This is a genomic window from Neolewinella aurantiaca, assembly GCF_008014675.1.
GTDB lineage: Bacteria > Bacteroidota > Bacteroidia > Chitinophagales > Saprospiraceae > Neolewinella > Neolewinella aurantiaca.
In genome coordinates this window covers 1-18,533 of sequence record NZ_VOXD01000056.1, presented here as the reverse complement: position 1 = coordinate 18,533, position 18,533 = coordinate 1, and the positions used below count along the sequence as shown (strand labels likewise).

The window sequence follows — 18,533 nt, the reverse complement described above, 5'->3', positions numbered from 1 at the left end:
TTAGCTTTGAGGCGTGCTCTCATCTGTGTTTTGTGCTTCGTAACCCAAAACTAACAGTTTGAGAGCACATCTTTTTTGAGCCAGAATCAGCCTCGACGATTTCGTATCAGAGGGAACACCCTAGGCTTATAAGCTCCATCACCACTCTTCTTAATTCGCGGTTGAACGCCAAAAAAAGAGGCAATATGAGCAGCATCCTCAAAGCGGTTAAAGTCCTCAATGAAAAGTAACAAGGTAGTAGCCGTGACCCGGCCCATACCTTTGAGAGAACAAAGTAAATCAACCTGTTCAGTATTGATGGGAGCCGAAGAGCAAAGCACCTTTTCCAAAGTCTTTATCTCTTCTTTTAGGTATTTGATCTGACGTACCTTTGATTGAATCGTTGCGATAACGAAATCGGGCGTGTCTTTAATATCAATACCACTCTTCAACGCAGCGGCAATTTCTTCGGCTTTCCCCTTTGGCACTCTGGACAAACGCTTAAATCCTTTAGCAGCAGCTAATTGTATAGACTTACGACTGCCATAGAAGATCAACATATCCAAAAAATAGTTTGCCCATCCTGATGCACCATTGCGATGTAGTACCCGCTACCCTCGAAATATCAGGAATATCAACGACCCGCAGGTTCAGCATTGAAACCGTCACAGGACCAAACGCTGCCAGCTTTACCTGGGAAGACCCCAACGGAACATCAACTGTCGTTGACTATTAAACCCAGGGCCAAACAACACTGGCTCGAATTCCCTCAATGTATTCATCGACGGGCCCCACGAAATCGCCATTGAAGGTTTTGAAGTAGGCACTGTAACGGTGGCATTTCGAAAGCTTGGGTTTTCGGGTATAGAAGATTCATATACCATCCAAGTATCAGAGCCTTCCTGCCCTCAAACCTACACCGACTTACAAGCTCTGGTTCAAGACTTCACCTCCACACCAATGTCCGCTGGGGAGGTCCTTGACTATTGCTTTACCGCTGCTGAACCGACCCTTCTATCTTCCAGTAACGACTTGGCTATTCTCATAGCTACCGGTAGCGACGGAATCGATTATTCTACAGAAGGCCAAGGTGGTCTTGGTGTAGTTTTTCTCGCAGGTGATTATATGCTTCAGGTCAATGCCATCTCTGCGGGGCAGTCAAGAATTATCTTTGAAACAGAATCAAACGAGCAAGTTGCCAATGAATTACTGACCGTCGTAGCCGCTCTCCCAATTAACCTGATTGGTTTTTCCGCTCAGGCAACAGCAAAACAGGTAAAGCTCTACTGGCAAACCGGGCAAGAATCTCAAAACGCAACCTTTCACATAGAGCATAGAACGGACACTCAGAACTGGTCAGACATCAACATGATCCCAGGAGCAGGAAACTCTACTGTGCTTCAGGATTACACCTTCGCGCACCAGACCCCCGCAGCCGGCAACAATCATTACCGCCTCCACCAAACCGACTTTGACGGCACTTTCACCTACTCTGAAATCCGAACGGTTGAATTCGCCTATGGTGAAGAAAGCTTGATAGCATACCCCAATCCCGCAACAGATTTGGTTACGGTCATCGTACCTGATGCCTTCCAGAGCGGCCGTCTTCAGCTCTACTCCACTAATGGCTCATTGATCCGCGAGCAAATGGCGAGTAACACGACTCTTAATACCTCCGGCTTAGCTACGGGGGCTTACATCATTCAAGTCACTGCTAAGAAAGGCATTCTCCAGCACAAGTTGGTCGTTTGATAGCCAATCTGCGATTTCAAGAAGCCGAGGGCCAAGGACACATATTCTTGGCCCTTTTTATTTGCCACTCCCAACAACAAAGGGGTCAAAACCTATCGGATCTGCCCCCCTCATCTCCAACTTACTGATACCGTCCATAAGATACGAAAAATCGACGATTCAACCTAGTAATTCCGTAACGAAGGCTCTGCTATTCTGTCCCACGGATCAGGCCACATCAGCTCCCCGTTTATCGTGTCCGGAACCACAAACATCCCCCCTTTGGGGGTTAGGGGGCTCCCGTAAACCACCAACCTATTTTAGGACGAGTCAGCTCGGGCAGCCGGCGAGCGGCACAACCTCTCCAGCCACAGGCTCCCACACCGTATCTTACCTCCCCAACAATCTCAACATCATGCCCAATATCCTCGACCCCCTACCCGAAGAACTACAACCACGCTTCCAGGCACTATCCGACAACCTCGATATCCGCATCCCAGCAAAAAAAATCGGCCGCAACCTCCTCATCGCTACCTGGAACATCCGCGCCTTCGGCGACCTCTCCCGCATCTGGACCTCCGGCCAAGACGACTCCCCCCGGCGAGACCTCTCCTCCCTCAAATACATCACCGAAATCATCTCCCGCTTCGATGTCATCGCCGTCCAGGAAGTAAAAGCAAACATTCGCGCATTCCGCGATATGATGAAACTCCTCGGTTCCAACTGGTCCTTCATCCTCACCGATGTCACCGCCGGCTCCGCCGGCAATGGCGAGCGAATGGCTTATGTATTCGACACCCGCCGCGTTAACCTCTCAGGCCTCGCGTCTGAAATTGTCGTCCCTAAAGAATGGCTCTCCGAAGTCGGTGAAAACACCCTCAAAGATCAGTTCGTCCGCTCACCCTACGCCGTCAGCTTCCGGTCCGAATCCAAAACCTTCATCCTCGTTACCCTCCACATCATCTACGGCAAAAAATCCAAAGACCGCATCGCTGAACTAAAAGGTATCGCCCGCTGGCTCAGCGATTGGGCAACCGATATCAACGCCTACGACCAAAACCTAATCTGCCTCGGCGACTTCAACATCGATGAACGCGGAGACCTCCTCGATCAAACTTTCCTCGCCGAAGGACTATACGTCCCCCCGGCCCTCCAGGATCCCTCCGTCACCCGCTCTATCTTCAACAAGGACAAATACTACGACCAAATCGCATGGTTCAGCGGATCCAACGGTAAACCAAAACTCTCCATGGACCTCCTCGCCGCCGGAAACTATGACTTCGTCCCCCTACTCTGGAACCCCGACACCCACTCCAAACTCCAGCACTCCTGGATGGTCTCAGACCACTACCCCCTCTGGACCGAATTCTCCATCCGCTAAGCCACCCTGCCCCCAAGGCTGACACATAGGATTCGATTTTAAACTTTTAGCTCGAGATCATAGTCATCACCTAAGAGCTTGCAACCCAAAACGCGTAGCGTTTTCACTGGCCCATCCCCCGTGGGACCGCCGAAGGCAGCAGCGAAGCTCACGGGTTGGGGAGGGGGTTTAACACGGCTTAACTAGCCTATGCGTTAGCCCTGGCGGGGAAGGGGGGGTGAGCGACAAGCTGGTTTGCGCCCGGTTAATGTGGCGATTTTTTGCCAGTAATTACCCCGAATTACCGTTATCAAACATTCTTACCACCCGTGGTCTGTCAGGTCGATTAGATCTCATTAGATGCGGTGGGGTTTGGGCGTGCCTGACAACCCACTGGTTCCGACCGCCTCCGTCCAGATTCTTTACTTCTGGTGGAGGCGGTCAGAACAAGTCAAGACGTGGAATGATTCACCATTACTGCACCATCACCTTACCCATCCCAACCGGGAGATTATTCAGGTTAGTGAGCTGGTAGAAGTAGAGTCCGGCCTTGGTGGAAGCAGGAACGGAGAGTTCCGGGGCGATACCGGAATGGTTGTTAAAGGACTTTTGGCTTACTACCCGCCCGTTAAGATCAAGCAGTCGTATGGTTCCTGCGTTCAGTTCCGTCTGGCCGGCCAGCTTGATGCTTCCGCCGGCATTGACCGGGTTGGGAAAGAGCGTTAGTTCGAGCAGATCATAGTTGCGCACAGCCGTAGTTGTACCTGGTTCAATGCTACGCAGGCTCATCTGATACTTTGTTACGCCGTTGTCGATCACATCGTACATACGAGCCACCGCGCGGCCAAGCCCTTTGACATGAAAGGTGTAATCCACATCGATAGCGACGTTGACCTCCATCAAACCGAAGGCCTGCAACAGCGCCATGGGTGCCGGGCCACCACCAAGAGTATAGGTCTCGGTACGTACGGTCGAATCCCGCATCAGCAATACTTCCAGCGGTTCGGTGACCGATCCGTCCCGTTGCGGCAAAATGATTGTTCCGTAGCCGATGATGTCCTGATATACGACCGTGAGCGTATTCTGCGCTCCCGGGGTACGGTTGAGACCAAAAGCCGCCACCGTGAGGTTAAAAGGGGCGATACCCGATACCGAATCTACAGTAGATCTACCATAGGTTGCAGGAAACCGAATGTGCGGAAAATTGGTAACACCAGCATCTGAAAGGAAGGTGAGTGTATCCGCCGGGTTACCCGTCACCTGCAACAGGGAGAAGTTTTGTTCGTCTACTTTCTGACCGAGGCTGTAGCGTCCGGATTCAGTAGTGCCTTCGTAATCTTTTATGAGATATTCAAAACCCTGAAAGTCGGTGTCAAAGTAGCCGATAGAGCTCGCACCGGCGTAGCAGGTATCCTCACCAACGGGCTCATTGGTGTTTACGAAGTACTGGTTTATGTCGACATCCGAGTAATCCCAGACCTGGTTGGCTCCTCCTACTGGCGGGCTGGCGAATAAGGTAGAATCCAGAAAGACCGAGTCTTGCAAGAAGACGCTATCCCGCGAGCCGTAGTTGTCGGCGTTGAGGGTAATCTGGGCGGAGAGCGTAGTAGTGCTGATAAGTAGCAGCACGAGGAAGAGGTAATTATTGAACATGATAGGTTGAAATTATGGCGAGTGAAAAAGGTGAGTGAAAAGGGAAGTAAGCAGGGTTCATTCTACCTGCTCTTCCCGAAGGTGTTGTTCAAGTCTGGTACCCGTCAGGCAACTATTGTCATAATCGACCTGACGGAGCACTGTTGTTTTGTTCTTTCGTCTGTTGCAAAAGTGCGGTGGCGGGAGACCACTCCGATAGTAATATTGAACCAGTAAGTAGTTAATTTGAACCAGTGGGGTCTCAGGTGGCGCGAACGCAGGAGCAAAGACAGCTTACAAAGTGCAGGGTGGAGCAGGCACTGCCCTTCAAAGAGCTCTCGCTGCACCCGCGGCCCCGCCCCAAACCCGCATAAACGCTGGCCTGGTTCGATTGAACTATTTCCTGGTTCGATTTTGCATCTCCCCTGCCTCCTACCCGCAGCATCTTTGGAGCATCACTCAAAGCAAGTCCCCCGATGCTCACTTTTACCAGGCGTTTTTCACAAACGGTCATACGGAACGTTCCACCAAAGACGAAGAAGTCTTGTGTGTACGGACCCCGGCGGATTCACCACATTCTCCTGTTCCTGGCCAGTGGTCTGCTTTACGGACTCGCCTGCTCCGCATTGATGGTGGCGAGCGTTTCCTTTGGGTTATACAATAAAAAAAGCGCGTAAAATAGTCGAAACCCCACTCTGAGAATTTCCTCTCCGGCAAAAGCCTTGTGTTTTCAGCGGTCAGACCTTATCCGCCTCCGTTCAATGGTACGGAGAATGTTGTTTATTGGTTACCGGACGCATTGGCTACAAGGGGCGGGGCGCCGGTGCAGGGCATGGCTATTCTAACAGGCATACGATCCTGATCTTTATTTTCACGAGCAGGTAGCTACCGGATGCAACTCTCCATTAGAGTCCCTTAGTTTAGCCCCATGCTCAAATCTAACCTACTCCGTACGGCGACCTGCCTTGCGCTCCTACCCTTCCTTTGCACCTGCGGCCCCGCCCAAAACAGTACGGAAGCCAATGAGCCAACAGGTCAAAAGACTAATATCGTCTTCATTCTCGCCGACGACTTCGGCATTACCGATGCCCAGGGGTACGCGGCGAGGTTCACCAACAGTAAACCGACGGAGACCTTTTATGAAACCCCCAACCTGAACCGATTAATGGCCGAAGGAGTCTCGTTCAGCCAGGCTTACGCCACCCAGCTCTGCTCCCCTACTCGTGCGGGCATCCTGAGCGGTAAGTATGCTCCCCGCCTCGGCTTCATGACTGCGATGCCTTTACGGGAAACGTATTACAACCAGGCGCTGCCGGTTCCTGAAGGCTATTACGCCCATGATGTCCTCGATCATCGCGACAACATCGAAACCGAGCGCGCGTGGGACAACGGCACCTCTAACTCCGCACTCCCCGCCAATGCTCCGGAAGATGAGGGCCGCGATATTCTCAGCTTAGCCGAAGCGCTGCCCGATCACCAATCTGCTTTCATCGGCAAATGGCACATCGGCGGTTTCGGAGCCGCCGGGCACCAACCCGCAGACCAGGGCTTTGAGCCGCTTGCCTGGTTCGATGCCGGAGGCTCCGCGTACTACAACTGGCGCAGGGGATGGAACAATAAAAGCAAGACCCGCTATCCCGAAATTCCGCAGTCCGAGTGGGCCATCGGCGATGCCGGAGACTCCACCGGCCAGAATTACCTTACCGATGACCTGACGCAGCAAGCCATCAACTACCTGGAGGAGAGAGCTGCCGACAAAAACGGAAAACCCTTCTTCCTTTACTTCTCTCACTTTGCCGTACACTCTCCCTATCAGGGAATTAAGGAAGAAACCGAATACTTTTCCGGCAAGGCAAACAGAGGCAACAACGGCCACAACGACCCCGTTTACGCCTCGATGTTAAAGGGGCTCGACAGGTCTGTTGGAGCCATCATGGATCAGCTCAAGCGCTCCGGGCTGGACCAAAATACCACAATCATCTTTATGTCCGACAACGGCGGCATCGACCGCAAGATCACCCCGAAAGGAGATGGGACAGACAACGCCCCGTTTCTGGGCGGGAAAGCCTGCCTGACCGAAGGAGGAATCCGCGTTCCGCTGATTATCCGGGCGGCGGGACAAACCAACTCCGGTTGGATCGAGCAAGCGGTGGACTATACAGATATTTACCCCACCATTGTCGCCGCAGCCGGGTACAACGCCCGCAGGATCATCGAACAGGAAGACCTGGACGGACAAAGCCTTCTCCCCCTGGTTACCAATACACACGACGGCACCTACGACAAAAACGAGCGCTACTGGCACTACCCTTTCAATGTGATTTACAATAGCCCTTACGATGGCTACGCGCTCACCCCGCACTCCGCCGTGCGCATTGGGGACGACAAGCTGATTTTCGACTGGCACGGCCGGCTCCACCTCTACGACATCGCCAAAGACCCCTACGAGAAGAATGATCTCGCTACCGCTGATCCGGAGCTTACAGAAGCACTCTTCGCCAAACTAATGAACTGGTTAGAAGAGAATGTGGACCGACGTTACTGGCCCGTGCTTAACCCGGACTACAAGCCTGAGCTGGAAGTCAGGGAAGTGCCCTTTCAGAATTTGGTGAAGTAAAATTTCGTGAAGTGGGCCTATTCGTAAGCCCACTTCACGATCCACGGATCACCAGCCTCATCCTGAAAATTACGTACCTGACCGGTCATCTTCTCCAGCACACCCGCGAATGCGGGATCGGACGCCAGGTTGTTGGTTTCTTCGGGATCATCGACAACATCGTACAATTCAAAACGGGGGCGGTGAATGAAATGCTCAATCTCTTTGGTTCCCAGTTTCGTCAGGTTCCGGCTAAGCACGCTCTGCCAGGTCTTTGATTCGTAAAGGTCGCTGGCGAAGGGATACGGCAGGCCGGAGGCGAAATTGACGATCAGTTTGTACCGTTCACCACGGGCTACCCGCATGGGGTAGTACATGGTTATTTCGTGAAAGGTATGGCTGGCAAAGACGGTTTGCTCTCCCGTAGTATCACGGCTTACTATGTCGCTACCGTGGAAGTAATCCTGCCCGTAATCAACTCCTGCGGCGGAAAGGAAGGTTGGCACAATATCCGTCCAGCTAACCAGCTGACGCGAGACCTTTCCTGTCGTTTGTCCTGCTTCCTTCACGATGCAGGGCAGTTGCATGCCCGGTTCGTAGAGCGTCGTTTTCGCGCCGGGGAACGCCGCTCCGTTGTCGGAGATGTACGCAATCGTTGTATTCTCGTACCGCCCCGTAGCCTTTAGTTGTTCGGCGAGGTGGCCGACCCCCTGATCAAGGCGGGGGACCGATTGGTAATACTGAGCCAGTTCCGCCCGGGTTTCCGGCGTCTCCGGCAGGTAGTCAGGGACCAAAACATCGTCGGGGTCATAGGTGACTTCCCTGATTCCGGGGTAGCCCTGGGGGATATTCCCGAAGCCATCCGGGGCATGAGGCAGGGCTTCCCTGAATTTCCCGTCACGGTGCGGGTCACTGAAGGCGATGTAAAGGAAGAAAGGTTCCTTTCCCTCCATTAGTGGCCGGGTAGCATCAATCATCTCAATGGGGCTGCGGGTATTTGCCTTAAACCGGTCCTGAAAGTGATAAACCGATTCTGGCCCGACGTGAAATTTACCGACGTGTGCGGTGCGGTAACCCACCTCTTCCAGCATTACCGGCAACGAACGTACCGTGTCGTAAGAGAGGAAGTGATGAAAGCCGTGCTCGTGCCCAAACTGACCATTCCGGTGGTTGTGCAGCCCCGACAGAATCACCGACCGGCTGGCCGAGCAACTTGAAGTAGTACAAAATGCACGGTCGTACCTGGTCCCCGTCGCGGCCAGCGCATCGAGATTGGGTGTTCGGACCACCGGGTTTCCGTAGCACCCCAGGGCATCTTTACCGTGATCGTCGGCGACGATCAGGATCAGGTTGGGGCGGGAGTCTGCGGTTTCGGCAGCCCGACGAGTAGGTTTCGTACAGGAGGTCAGCCCCGCCAGAAGGCAGAGCAAAAGTAGCAAAAGCTTATGCATTATGGGTCTGTTTTTTTTTAACGTCTGCCCTGCTCTTCAGCGAACAGTTCGTAGGGGCTCTTTTCGTAGTTGTACATCCACGTTTTTTCAGGCCGTACACGGAGAAAGTCCTCTATGCCCCAGAACTGGTCGTTGTAGGTCCTCATCCAGGCGAAGGTTTTGTTGCGCAGTTCTTCCTTCACTTCGGCGAAAGCGGGGTCGTGGAAAAGATTGTTCAACTGAGCGGGGTCTTCATTCCGGTCGAAGAGGACATTGGTAATTTCCAGCGAGTCTACGCCTTTACCCATCGCGAAGGTCCAGTCCGGGGTAATAACGCCGCGCCAGTTGTTGTTCTTCGCAACACCGCGCTTGTAAAGCCATATCGGGAGAACATCCACTGCATCCTGCGTCCCCGCCAGAATCTCTTCAGCCAGGTTTTTACCATCGTATTCGTCTTCCGGCGCGATGCCCATTAGGCCCAGAACCGTTGGCATGATGTCGAGGGCTCCGAAGAGCAGATCGGTCGTTTGTCCCGGTTTCAATTTTGCCGGGTAGCGTACCATAAACGGGATTCGGTTGGAGTAATCATGCGGGTATTGCTTTGGCAGAATCGCGTGATGACTCTCCAGCATATCTCCGTGGTCGGCGCTGAATATGGTTAGCGTGTTTTCTTCCATTCCCTTTTCTTTGAGCTTATCCATCAGGCGACCGAACGACATATCCACACCGGTGGTGGAAGCCATATAACCGTGGTACATGTGCAGCCGGTCTGGCGAGCGTTCTGCGCCGGGGCGCAGTTCCAGGGTGTCGCGGTCGTAGAGTACCATCATTTTCTCATCGGTGTCGTAGCGATAGTGCATTTTCCCGTCTTCTCCTTTAAATTTCCCCCAGTCGTGGGGCGGGTGCCAGCTCACTACGAGGGCGAACGGTTTACTTTGGTCGATAGTATCCAGGTATTCAATAGCCTGATCGGTCTGACCATAAATTTCCCACTGATCGAAGTATTCCTTTTCATCGTTTTCGTTCCAGAAAAAGGCTTTTCCGGGACGGAAATCGACATGGCAATTATTGGTAACCACATGATCGAATCCGTAGCGTAACTCCCCCCTTGGAACCGGCCGGTTGCGCTCTCCGCCCAGCAGGTGCCACTTACCGATGTAAGCGGTCTGGTAGCCTTTCTCCTTGAGTAATTGCGGTAGTAGTTTCGTCTTATTCGGCAGCAGAGGCGCGTCGTTGATGAAGGCTCCGTTCTTAAGCGGATGCATTCCGCTCATGATCATTCCCCGGTACGGCGTGCATACGGGTTGGTTGGCGAACGCGTGCGTAAAGCGAACGCCCTCGCTGGCGAACTCATCGAGGTGCGGCGTAATGATCTGATCGTTCCCGTAGCAACCCAACATATCGTAGCTGTGCTGATCGGACAATACGATGAGGAGGTTAGGAAGTCGTTCTTCTTTCTCCTCATTCGTCGACGGGGCGCGGTCGCAGGTGCAAAGAAGCGTTAAAAGAAGCAGGGGTAGTAAGCGAGGCATAGTACATTGATAATTTTGAATTTGAAAAGAGCGGAGGCAATTGCCTCCGCCCTGAGGCTTTGCTCCTATAGGGCATTGCCAACACTAGTACCTTGTCAAGTAGATTTCTGCACCTCAGGCGCTGGTGGATTTTTGTAGCTGACCAGGCGAACAAATGCTTGCATAGCCTTAGCTACGGAAGTATTTTTTCAACGACGTCAGGTACGAAAAGATGCCGCGGATGAGGTGCAAGAATCTGCTTGTTAAGGTACTAGTATCAGGAAAACATTCTTAACAATGCACAGCTTGGCTGTGCATTGGCTGGCTCCTAATAGCCTGGGTTTTGCGTGAGGTTTTCGTTGGTCTCGATCTGTCCCTGCGGGATGGGGAGTAGCTCGATGGCCGGAGAATATACGGTGTTGAAGACCGCAGCGTCTTCGTTCAGGAACAGGCTGGCTTCGATATCGCCCCAACGCTGCAGATCTCCGTACTCGACGTATTCGCCTGCGAGTTCCCACTTACGCTCCTGCTTGATGATGTCGCGGAGTTCAGCCTGATCGGTAGTGGAAACATTCTCGAGTCCGGCGCGCGAACGCACCTGGTTCAGGAAAGGCAGGGCCTCGGTAGTCTGGCCCTGTTCGTTGAGCGCCTCGGCGTGCATGAGCAGTACATCGGCGTAACGGATGAAGATGATGTCGTTGGTATGCGCAAAGGCACTTATGTCATTGAACGGGTCCTTCAGTTTACCAAACCCGATGCCTTTATTACCACCGTAACCGCCAAAGGGCAATGCGGGGTTATCAGGCGAGTTGAATGTGACCTCACGCCCCAACGCATCTACGTAAGAATAGAGCAATGTTTCGTCGCGGCGGGTATCCTCCGGGTTAAAAGAGTTGTAGAAGTATTCCGTGAATCCGAACTGGTACTGTCCGTTGCGGTTCGCGAACGGCGACTGAGGTACACCGGCAAAGAAGGTAAGTACCGTTCCGACTCCCGTTTCCCGTATGTTGGGACGAACGAAAATTAACTCGTCGTTGAACTCATTGTCGATGCTGAACACATCACCGAAATTGCTCTGCAAAGCGTAGGAACCGGAGTTGATGACTTCTGCGAACTTCTGCGAAGCCAGGGCGTAATTGGCGGTCAGCTCCAGCGGCTTGCCCGCCATGTTGAGGTAGACTTTACCAAGCAGGCTTTTGGCTGCCCCCGAGGTCGCACGGCCCTGCTCAGCGCTGATGTATGAAGCGGGAAGGCGCGTTTCGGCGTACTGCAAATCATCGATAATTACGGCGTAGACCTCTTCCATGGGAGCACGGGGTTTCTTGACCGATTCGTCGGAGAAGTCTGTCGTTTCTTCCAGGTGCAGCGGCACGTCACCGAACCACTTCACGAGGTGGAAATAGGCAAAGGCGCGCAGAAAGCGTGCTTCGGCTGTCTTTTCCTCCTCCAGGGCAGGATCGAGACCGGCTTTGCTGACGTTGGCCATTACTGCATTGGCCCGGTTGATCATGCGGTAAAAATTGGGCCACCATACACCGTGGGCATCGGTAGCGGTAAAGCTCAATGATGACAGGCGCCCCTGGTTGCCGTCTCCTTTGAGGCGCACGACCACACTTTCGCTGGGCCCCGAAGTGGCCAGAAAGTACCACAAGTCGTGGTTGCTTACATTATGGGTGCTGTACACACCGTAAAGTGCTGCATCTACGTCGGCCTCGTTCTGGTAAAGGTTATCTACCGAAAGGCTGGAATACGGGACTTCTTCGAGGCTTTCACACGCAGTAAAAGCAAAAAAGGCCGCTAAAATGGTTAAGAGTTTATACTTATACATGGTTCTTTATTTGGAGATGATCGATTTGGAGAAGGGGTACATCAAAATTTGACGTTTGCGCCAAAAGTGTATCCTTTCTGCCGGGGATAAACGCCCAGGTCGACACCAGGAGCGAGGCTGTTGCCTCCCAGAGAGCTTACTTCGGGGTCGAAACCGGAGTAGTCCGTAATTGTAATCAGGTTAGTACCAGTCAGGTACAGTTGCACGCTGCTCAGCACCGAGTTGGCCAGAGGAAGGGTGTAACGTAGAGAGATGTTTTTAAGGCGGATGTAGCTACCGTCCTCTACCATGTAGTTGGCTACCGGAGGCGAGCTGCTGTTGATGCTCGGGTAGCGGATATCGTTGGTCGGGTTTTCCGGGGTCCAGCGGTTTTCGTACCAGTCTACGGTTTGGTTTTTATAAGCTTCATTGTTGTTGAAGCCGGAATTGACCGCCGTCCCGATGGTGTTGTAGACGTCGTTTCCGACGCTGGCCTGTACGAAGAAATTGAGGTTGAAATTCTTGTAGTTCAGGTCGTTGTTCCAGCCCCAAAGAAAGTCTGGATTGGGGTTACCGATCACCTTACGGTCCAGGTTTGTGATTATGCCATCGGGTACCCCGTTGGGGCCGGTGATGTCCTCGAACTTCCAGGCGCCGAGGCGGCTGTCGTTGTTCCGGATCGGAACGGTGATGTTACCGTCACCGTCGAAATCACTTTCCTGAATCAACCCAATGGCATTGAAGCCGTACAACAGACCGTATTCGTCTCCGGGGCGGAAGATATGCCCGTTGCCGAATACATTCACACCAAGGCCGGGACCGAAGATTTCTTCGTCTCCACCCAGTTCGATGACTTTGGTCTTGTACGTCGTGATGTTGAAACCCGTATTCCAGCTGAAGTCGCTGGTAGCAATGGGTGTTGCGTTGATGGCCAGTTCGACGCCTTCGTTGCTGATGCTGCCGAAGTTGACCAGCGCACCACCAAAACCAGATTGGCTCGGGATGGAAATGCTTTGCAGCAAGTCGACGGTGGTTTTCTTGAAGTAGTCAAAAATGAACTCGAGGCGGTTTTTGAAGAGCCCAAGGTCAAGGCCTAAATCAATCTGGCGGGTAGTCTCCCACTTCAGGTTAGGGTTGGCAACGCTTGCCGGAATGTAAGCGAGGGTCTCGATGCCACCCACACCATAGGTCGCTGTCCCGTAGCGCGCCAGCGACTGGTAAGAACCGATCGATTGGCTGCCGGTCTCCCCGATGGAGAAACGAAGTTTCAAATTGTCGATCGTGCTGTTATCCGCCATGAAGCTTTCTTCAGAAACCCGCCATCCAAAGGCGGCAGAAGGGAAGTAACCCCACTTTTCATTTTCTGCGAAGCGGCTTGAGCCATCAGCCCGGATGGTTGCGGTAAGCAGGTAGCGGTCTTTAAAGGCGTAATTGGCCCGCAGGAAACCGGACTGAAGCACGGCAAGACTCCGGCCGGAACCAACACTCACGTCTCCCGTACCAATGCCGATGTTGTCTGAGCCAAGGGTTTCGATGTCGAAGTTACTCGTGCTGGAACTGGAAGAATAGTTATTGAACTCGCTGTATTCCAGTCCCGTAACCGCCGTCAGGGCATGATCCGAACCTCTGAAGATGTCATCATAGGTGAGGTAATTGCTTACGATGTAGTCATATCCCTGGCCTCTGCTGTTGCTGGCCTGGCCGTTGGCATTGATGCCCGTTCCTACCGTTTTCGGAGTGAAGATATCGCGGTTGTTCAAAGTGAAGTTAACGCCTCCATTGAAGGTGTAGGAAAGGCGATCGGTGATTTTGTAGGTTGCTTCGGTGCTGGCGACCAGGTCGGTCAGAAACTGGCGGTCATCCTGTTCTGTCACTTCCAGATAGGGATTATAGAACTGGTTTCCTTCGCCGGTAAATCCGGAATAGGTCAGGCTCGGCACGATCGGCTCACTCGTCAACGCATTAAAGATCGGCCCTGCACTGGCGGGGAATCCGCGTGAGCTGGTGATCGCACGCTGGTTTTGGCTATGAGCAGCGTTGAAGTTCACTTTCACTAGCAGTTTATCGTTGAGCCCATCCATATCGAGGTTGGCCCTTATGGTTCCCCGGTTGTAGCTGGAGCCCTTTACTATTCCGTTATCAGAAAGGTAATTCCCCGAAACAAAGAACCGGACGTTTTCGCTGCCACCGCTCAGGCTTATGCCTGTTTCGCTGCGCTGGCCGGTCTCCAGTATTTCATCCTGCCAGTTGAACCCCTGCCCGGCAAATTCGGCCGGATTGGGGAATGGCTCCGGCTGGCCGAGGTCCCGGTTGGCCTCGTTACGGAACTCTGCGTACTGCTGCCCGTTGAGCATCTCGTAAGTATTGATCACTTCGGAGTAAGTCGTATTGTGGCTGACGTCGATCCGCGTTTTACCGCTTTCTCCCCGTTTGGTAGTCACCAGGATCACCCCGTTGGCACCCCGTGAACCGTAAATAGCCGTAGCCGAGGCATCTTTCAGGACCTCAATGTTCGCAATGTCCTGCGGGTTGAAGTTCGGGCTGCCGGCAATCGGGATGCCATCCACCACGTAAAGAGGTCCGTTGTTACCCGAAATAGAGTTATTTCCGCGAATCCGGATGGTAGCACCGCTTCCCGGCTCGCCGGAAGAGCTCGTTACCTGAACACCGGCACTACGCCCTTGTAGCAACTGGTCCACGCTCGTGAAAACGGCTTTCTCCAGATCCTCGGAGCTCACCGAACTTACGGAGCCGGTGATGTCCGACCGTTTCTGGGAGCCATACCCCACCACTACGATCTGGTCCAGGGTCTCGGCGTCTTCGGCGAGCACCAAATTGATAGTGGTGCGATTACCAACTATTTCCCGGACAGTTTTATAGCCGGTGTAAGTAAAGATCAACGTAGCATCGGGGCCGGAAACAGTTACGCTGTAATTCCCGTCAAGATCAGCGACGGTACCCGACGAGGTTCCTTCTTGCTGAACAGTGGCCCCAATCAGGGGAGTCCCGTCCGGAGCAGTGAGGGTGCCACTTATGGTTGTGTTTTGTGCCCGCAGGCCGGCCGCAGAGAGCAACAGCAGGCCAATAAGGCAGACATGATAGAATAGTTTCATTTTCTAGGTTTTGCAGATTGACATAAAATTCAACAGGAACAATTATTCCCTTTCTACCTCAATATTAAGCCGGGGTTAAAGCCACCCCATCCTGTACTTCCCTGCAACAACGGAAGATTCCCACACTTTTTTTTCTAATAGTTTATTTAACCACATTTATGGTCAAACTGCCGGACAGAGCAGGATAGATCCGCCAAAGTTATTTCCGTTCTTAGCAAGGCAACCGTGTAAAAAAGACACGGTTGTTGATTCGACTTGTCTCATACTAGCAGATCATATCTACTCCTTATTGTGGCACGATGGTCATTTCGGTCGAATTACCACCCGTAGTACGTTTCAATCCTTTTGCCTTCCGATATAGCCTTCTTACCCCCTGATACTCTTTTGGCGTTACGCTCCCTCGCTCCGGTACCGGAGTTACTGAACGGTAATTTTTTGCTGTTCCCCGGGGCGCTTAGCACAGCCTTTAACCGTCGCTGGTTCCCGGTGGGCCGGGCACAACTATCAGGCTGATACTACCCCATCGGTAATCAGCGCCTTAACCTTCTCCCTTGTGGTCAATCGTACCTTTTGCGTCGCAGAATTACGGCTCAGGCGGCCGGTTGTTGCGCAAAAGCGCTGCCTGATCACCAGCCGGCCCTGCTTGCGAGCCGAAAGTGCTTAGAACCGTGAATGCAGGCTGAGTTGCCCCTGCGATTTGGCCCAGTTGTCGGTGGTCTGGCGCATCCAACCGGCCTGAACGCGGTGGTCATCAGACAGCGCGTAACCGAGTCCCAGATAAGTGCGGTTGCGGTCGAAGCGCTCCACTGTGCGGCCGTCGCCGATGTCGGTTTGGCCGTTGATGAAGAGTTCGTTGTAGAGCGCCAGGTAGAGGGTGCTTTTCTCCATCTCCGTAGCGTTGAGCAGAACGTTTACGAAGATGTTATAACGGTAGCGGGTACGGAAATCCTGGTTCTCAACCCAGCGTTGCTCGTAGCGGAAGCGATGCGTCAGCCGAAACCGGTTGCTGAGTTTGTGCGGCAGGAGAGCTTCCTGGTAAATCCGGCTCTCACTGCTGGTTGCGTCGCTGTCGCCAAAGGCGCCGGAAGTAACATTCCCGTAGCCGAGGGTGAACAGGGCGTTGGCATCGTCGGGGCGGAAAGTCAAACCGCCACGGAGGAGCAATTGCTCCATATCGCCGCCCGCATCCCAGGCCCGGTACTGAAGATCGCCCTGGATGCCAAAGGGGCCATCGCCAAAAGATTTGTTGAAGAACAACATGTACCACATCCCGAGTTGGTCCTCGTCCGGGCCGGTCTGCGCCGCAAGAGGAGTACTGAGAAGAAGGGCGATGAAAAGTGTAAAAATTTTTGACATGCTCAGGTTGCTTGATGATCGAAATACTGAGGGCATGAGCGCCCTTTCCCCATTTAGAATTCATAGCATGCTGTTTTGTTCGTCTGCTCCCATTCTAAGCCTTCTTCTTCGTTTCAATGGGGAGACACAAGCAGACAACAGAAGGCGGGGCCGCAGGTGCAAAGAAAAGTTGAAAGACTGGGGGACGCACCGCAATCGATCCATCCAGCGCCCGCCTTCCGCAAGGGCCGGGCCCGAAAGTACAGGATGCCTGAGCGACGACAGCGACGCTAACTTGAGTGCAACAAAACAATCGATCCATGCCTAAGTTCCATTACCCCACCCTGCTCTTCGTGGGGTTATTCCTTTGCACCTGCGTCCGCGCCCCCGAAAAACCGACGCAGAAACCCAACATCATAATGTTCCTCGTCGATGACATGGGCTGGATGGATACCAGCCTGAACGGCAGCGAATACTACGAAACGCCTAATATGGAGCGGCTGGCCAAAATGGGCATGCAGTTCACCCGCGCCTACGCCGCTAATCCGCTCTGCTCCCCCACCCGCGCCAGCATCCTGAGTGGCAAACACCCCGGCCGCTTCGGGATGACAACGCCCGCCGGGCACCTGCCGCCCAACCCGAACGAAGACCTGACCCGCACCAAAGGTGCCCCGTGGCAGAAAGTAGTACAACAGGGTGTCCGCACTTTTTTCCCGCTGGAGGAATTCACCATCGCAGAAGCACTTAAAACCAATGGCTACACCACCGCCCACATCGGTAAATGGCACCTGGGCCAAAAAGGCTACTGGCCCGAAGAGCAGGGGTTCGACGTCAACATTGGCGGTATGATGCACCCCGGCCCTCCCAGCTTCTTCTCTCCGTACCGAATCCCCAACCTGCCCAACGGAGAGCCAAAAGAATACATTACCGACCGCATCACCTACGAAGCGATGGACTTTCTGGAAGCGCACAAGGACGAACCTTTCTTCCTTAATTTCTGGCAGTTTGGTGTTCACGCCCCTTTCCAGGCACCGCAGGAATTGATCGATAAGTACACCGCTAAAACCGATCCGCGCGGAAAGCAAAACGCCCCGATCATGGGCGGCATGATGGAAAAAGTAGACCAAAGCCTCGGCATGCTGCTCGACAAGCTCGAAGAACTCGACCTGATGGACAATACCCTGATCGTTTTCTTCAGCGACAACGGCGGTAATATGTACAACACCATCGACGGGGAGTTCCCGACCAATAACTATCCCCTGCGCCACGGCAAGGGCAACATCCACGAAGGAGGCATTCGCGTCCCCGCCATCATCGCCTGGCCGGGACAGATCGACCCCGGCACCGTTTCGGACGAGTTGATCCAGAGTATCGACTTCTACCCTACTTTTCTGGAAGCGACCGCCACCGCCGGCAACCCAGCCCAGCAATTGGATGGAGTGAGCCTGCTGCCGCTCCTTACCGACAACAAACCCCTGAAGCGTGAAGCCATTTTCAGCCATTTCCCGCACTACGTCGTTGCCCCCGACAACCTGCCTTCAACGGCCGCATGGTCCGGCGATTTCAAATGCATCAAGGAATACGGAGAAGGCGAGAACCGTCAACCTGCCTACCGCCTCTACAACCTTGGCGAAGACCCGACGGAAATGAACGATGTGGCAGCCCTATACCCAAAAGTAGTGGCCCGCCTTGGCCGGTTGATCGATGATCACGTCGCCGAAATTGGCGGAATGGTTCCGGTGATCAACCCCACTTACGTTCCGGGCTCCAAGAGCCCGATGGGAACAACGAAGGCCTTCCCAATGAACAAGTACCCCAGTTATTAAGAGCGTGTCTAAAATTATGAAAATTTAGATATAAAGGCTGTCAGTCGTATCTTGTAAGTCGCTAAACACTACAAATATGACCAAGCAGTGGACTCGGTTGACTGACAGCCAGTGGAACGAAGTTAAAGATTATCTACCAATCAACCGCAAGACAAAACATCAACTCCGGGATGTACTTGACGCCATTCTGTGGCTGGTGCGTACCGGTACTCA

The 18,533-nt window shown here is 53.3% G+C and carries 12 protein-coding genes; 5 read left to right on the top strand and 7 right to left on the bottom strand.

Annotated elements, in window-relative coordinates:
* Nucleotides 1–86 precede the first annotated feature (86 nt).
* Entirely contained in the window at nt 87–539 is a 453-nt protein-coding gene (locus FUA23_RS21460) for a transposase (RefSeq protein ID WP_147932835.1), read from the bottom strand.
* 14 nt (nt 540–553) lie between these two features.
* Between FUA23_RS21460 and FUA23_RS22485 the strand changes: the two genes are divergently transcribed.
* From FUA23_RS22485 to FUA23_RS21450, 3 genes are all read left to right on the top strand, one after another.
* Entirely contained in the window at nt 554–715 is a 162-nt protein-coding gene (locus tag FUA23_RS22485; protein ID WP_222707076.1) for a hypothetical protein, read from the top strand.
* A gap of 296 nt (nt 716–1,011) precedes the next feature.
* Complete coding sequence (locus FUA23_RS21455; protein ID WP_187271179.1) at nt 1,012–1,731, top strand: T9SS type A sorting domain-containing protein; 720 nt, start codon at nt 1,012–1,014, stop codon at nt 1,729–1,731.
* Nucleotides 1,732–2,125: 394 nt separating this feature from the next.
* Nucleotides 2,126–3,091, top strand: a complete 966-nt coding sequence (locus FUA23_RS21450) for an endonuclease/exonuclease/phosphatase family protein (protein WP_147932833.1) — start codon at nt 2,126–2,128, stop codon at nt 3,089–3,091.
* Between the two features lie 453 nt (nt 3,092–3,544).
* Here the strand turns inward: FUA23_RS21450 and FUA23_RS21445 are convergent, their stop codons facing one another.
* Entirely contained in the window at nt 3,545–4,723 is a 1,179-nt protein-coding gene (locus tag FUA23_RS21445; protein WP_147932832.1) for a T9SS type A sorting domain-containing protein, read from the bottom strand.
* Between the two features lie 907 nt (nt 4,724–5,630).
* Here FUA23_RS21445 and FUA23_RS21440 point away from each other — a divergent pair.
* Complete coding sequence (locus FUA23_RS21440) at nt 5,631–7,319, top strand: sulfatase-like hydrolase/transferase (RefSeq protein WP_147932831.1); 1,689 nt, start codon at nt 5,631–5,633, stop codon at nt 7,317–7,319.
* A 17-nt stretch (nt 7,320–7,336) separates the two neighbouring features.
* Here FUA23_RS21440 and FUA23_RS21435 read toward each other — a convergent pair whose 3' ends face one another.
* The 5 genes from FUA23_RS21435 to FUA23_RS21415 all read right to left on the bottom strand — a co-directional run bounded on the left by FUA23_RS21435 (nt 7,337) and on the right by FUA23_RS21415 (nt 16,515).
* Nucleotides 7,337–8,749, bottom strand: a complete 1,413-nt coding sequence (locus FUA23_RS21435; protein ID WP_147932830.1) for a sulfatase family protein — start codon at nt 8,747–8,749, stop codon at nt 7,337–7,339.
* Between the two features lie 17 nt (nt 8,750–8,766).
* A complete protein-coding gene (locus FUA23_RS21430; protein ID WP_147932829.1) occupies nt 8,767–10,260 on the bottom strand; it encodes a sulfatase-like hydrolase/transferase in 1,494 nt (497 codons plus the stop codon).
* 307 nt (nt 10,261–10,567) lie between these two features.
* A complete protein-coding gene (locus FUA23_RS21425) occupies nt 10,568–12,067 on the bottom strand; it encodes a RagB/SusD family nutrient uptake outer membrane protein (protein WP_147932828.1) in 1,500 nt (499 codons plus the stop codon).
* A 41-nt stretch (nt 12,068–12,108) separates the two neighbouring features.
* Nucleotides 12,109–15,159: a SusC/RagA family TonB-linked outer membrane protein gene (locus FUA23_RS21420; RefSeq protein WP_147932827.1), complete on the bottom strand. Its 3,051-nt coding sequence runs from the start codon at nt 15,157–15,159 to the stop codon at nt 12,109–12,111.
* Nucleotides 15,160–15,819: 660 nt separating this feature from the next.
* Nucleotides 15,820–16,515, bottom strand: a complete 696-nt coding sequence (locus FUA23_RS21415; protein WP_147932826.1) for a DUF2490 domain-containing protein — start codon at nt 16,513–16,515, stop codon at nt 15,820–15,822.
* A 299-nt stretch (nt 16,516–16,814) separates the two neighbouring features.
* Between FUA23_RS21415 and FUA23_RS21410 the strand changes: the two genes are divergently transcribed.
* Nucleotides 16,815–18,320, top strand: a complete 1,506-nt coding sequence (locus FUA23_RS21410) for a sulfatase (RefSeq protein ID WP_147932825.1) — start codon at nt 16,815–16,817, stop codon at nt 18,318–18,320.
* Nucleotides 18,321–18,533 lie beyond the last annotated feature (213 nt).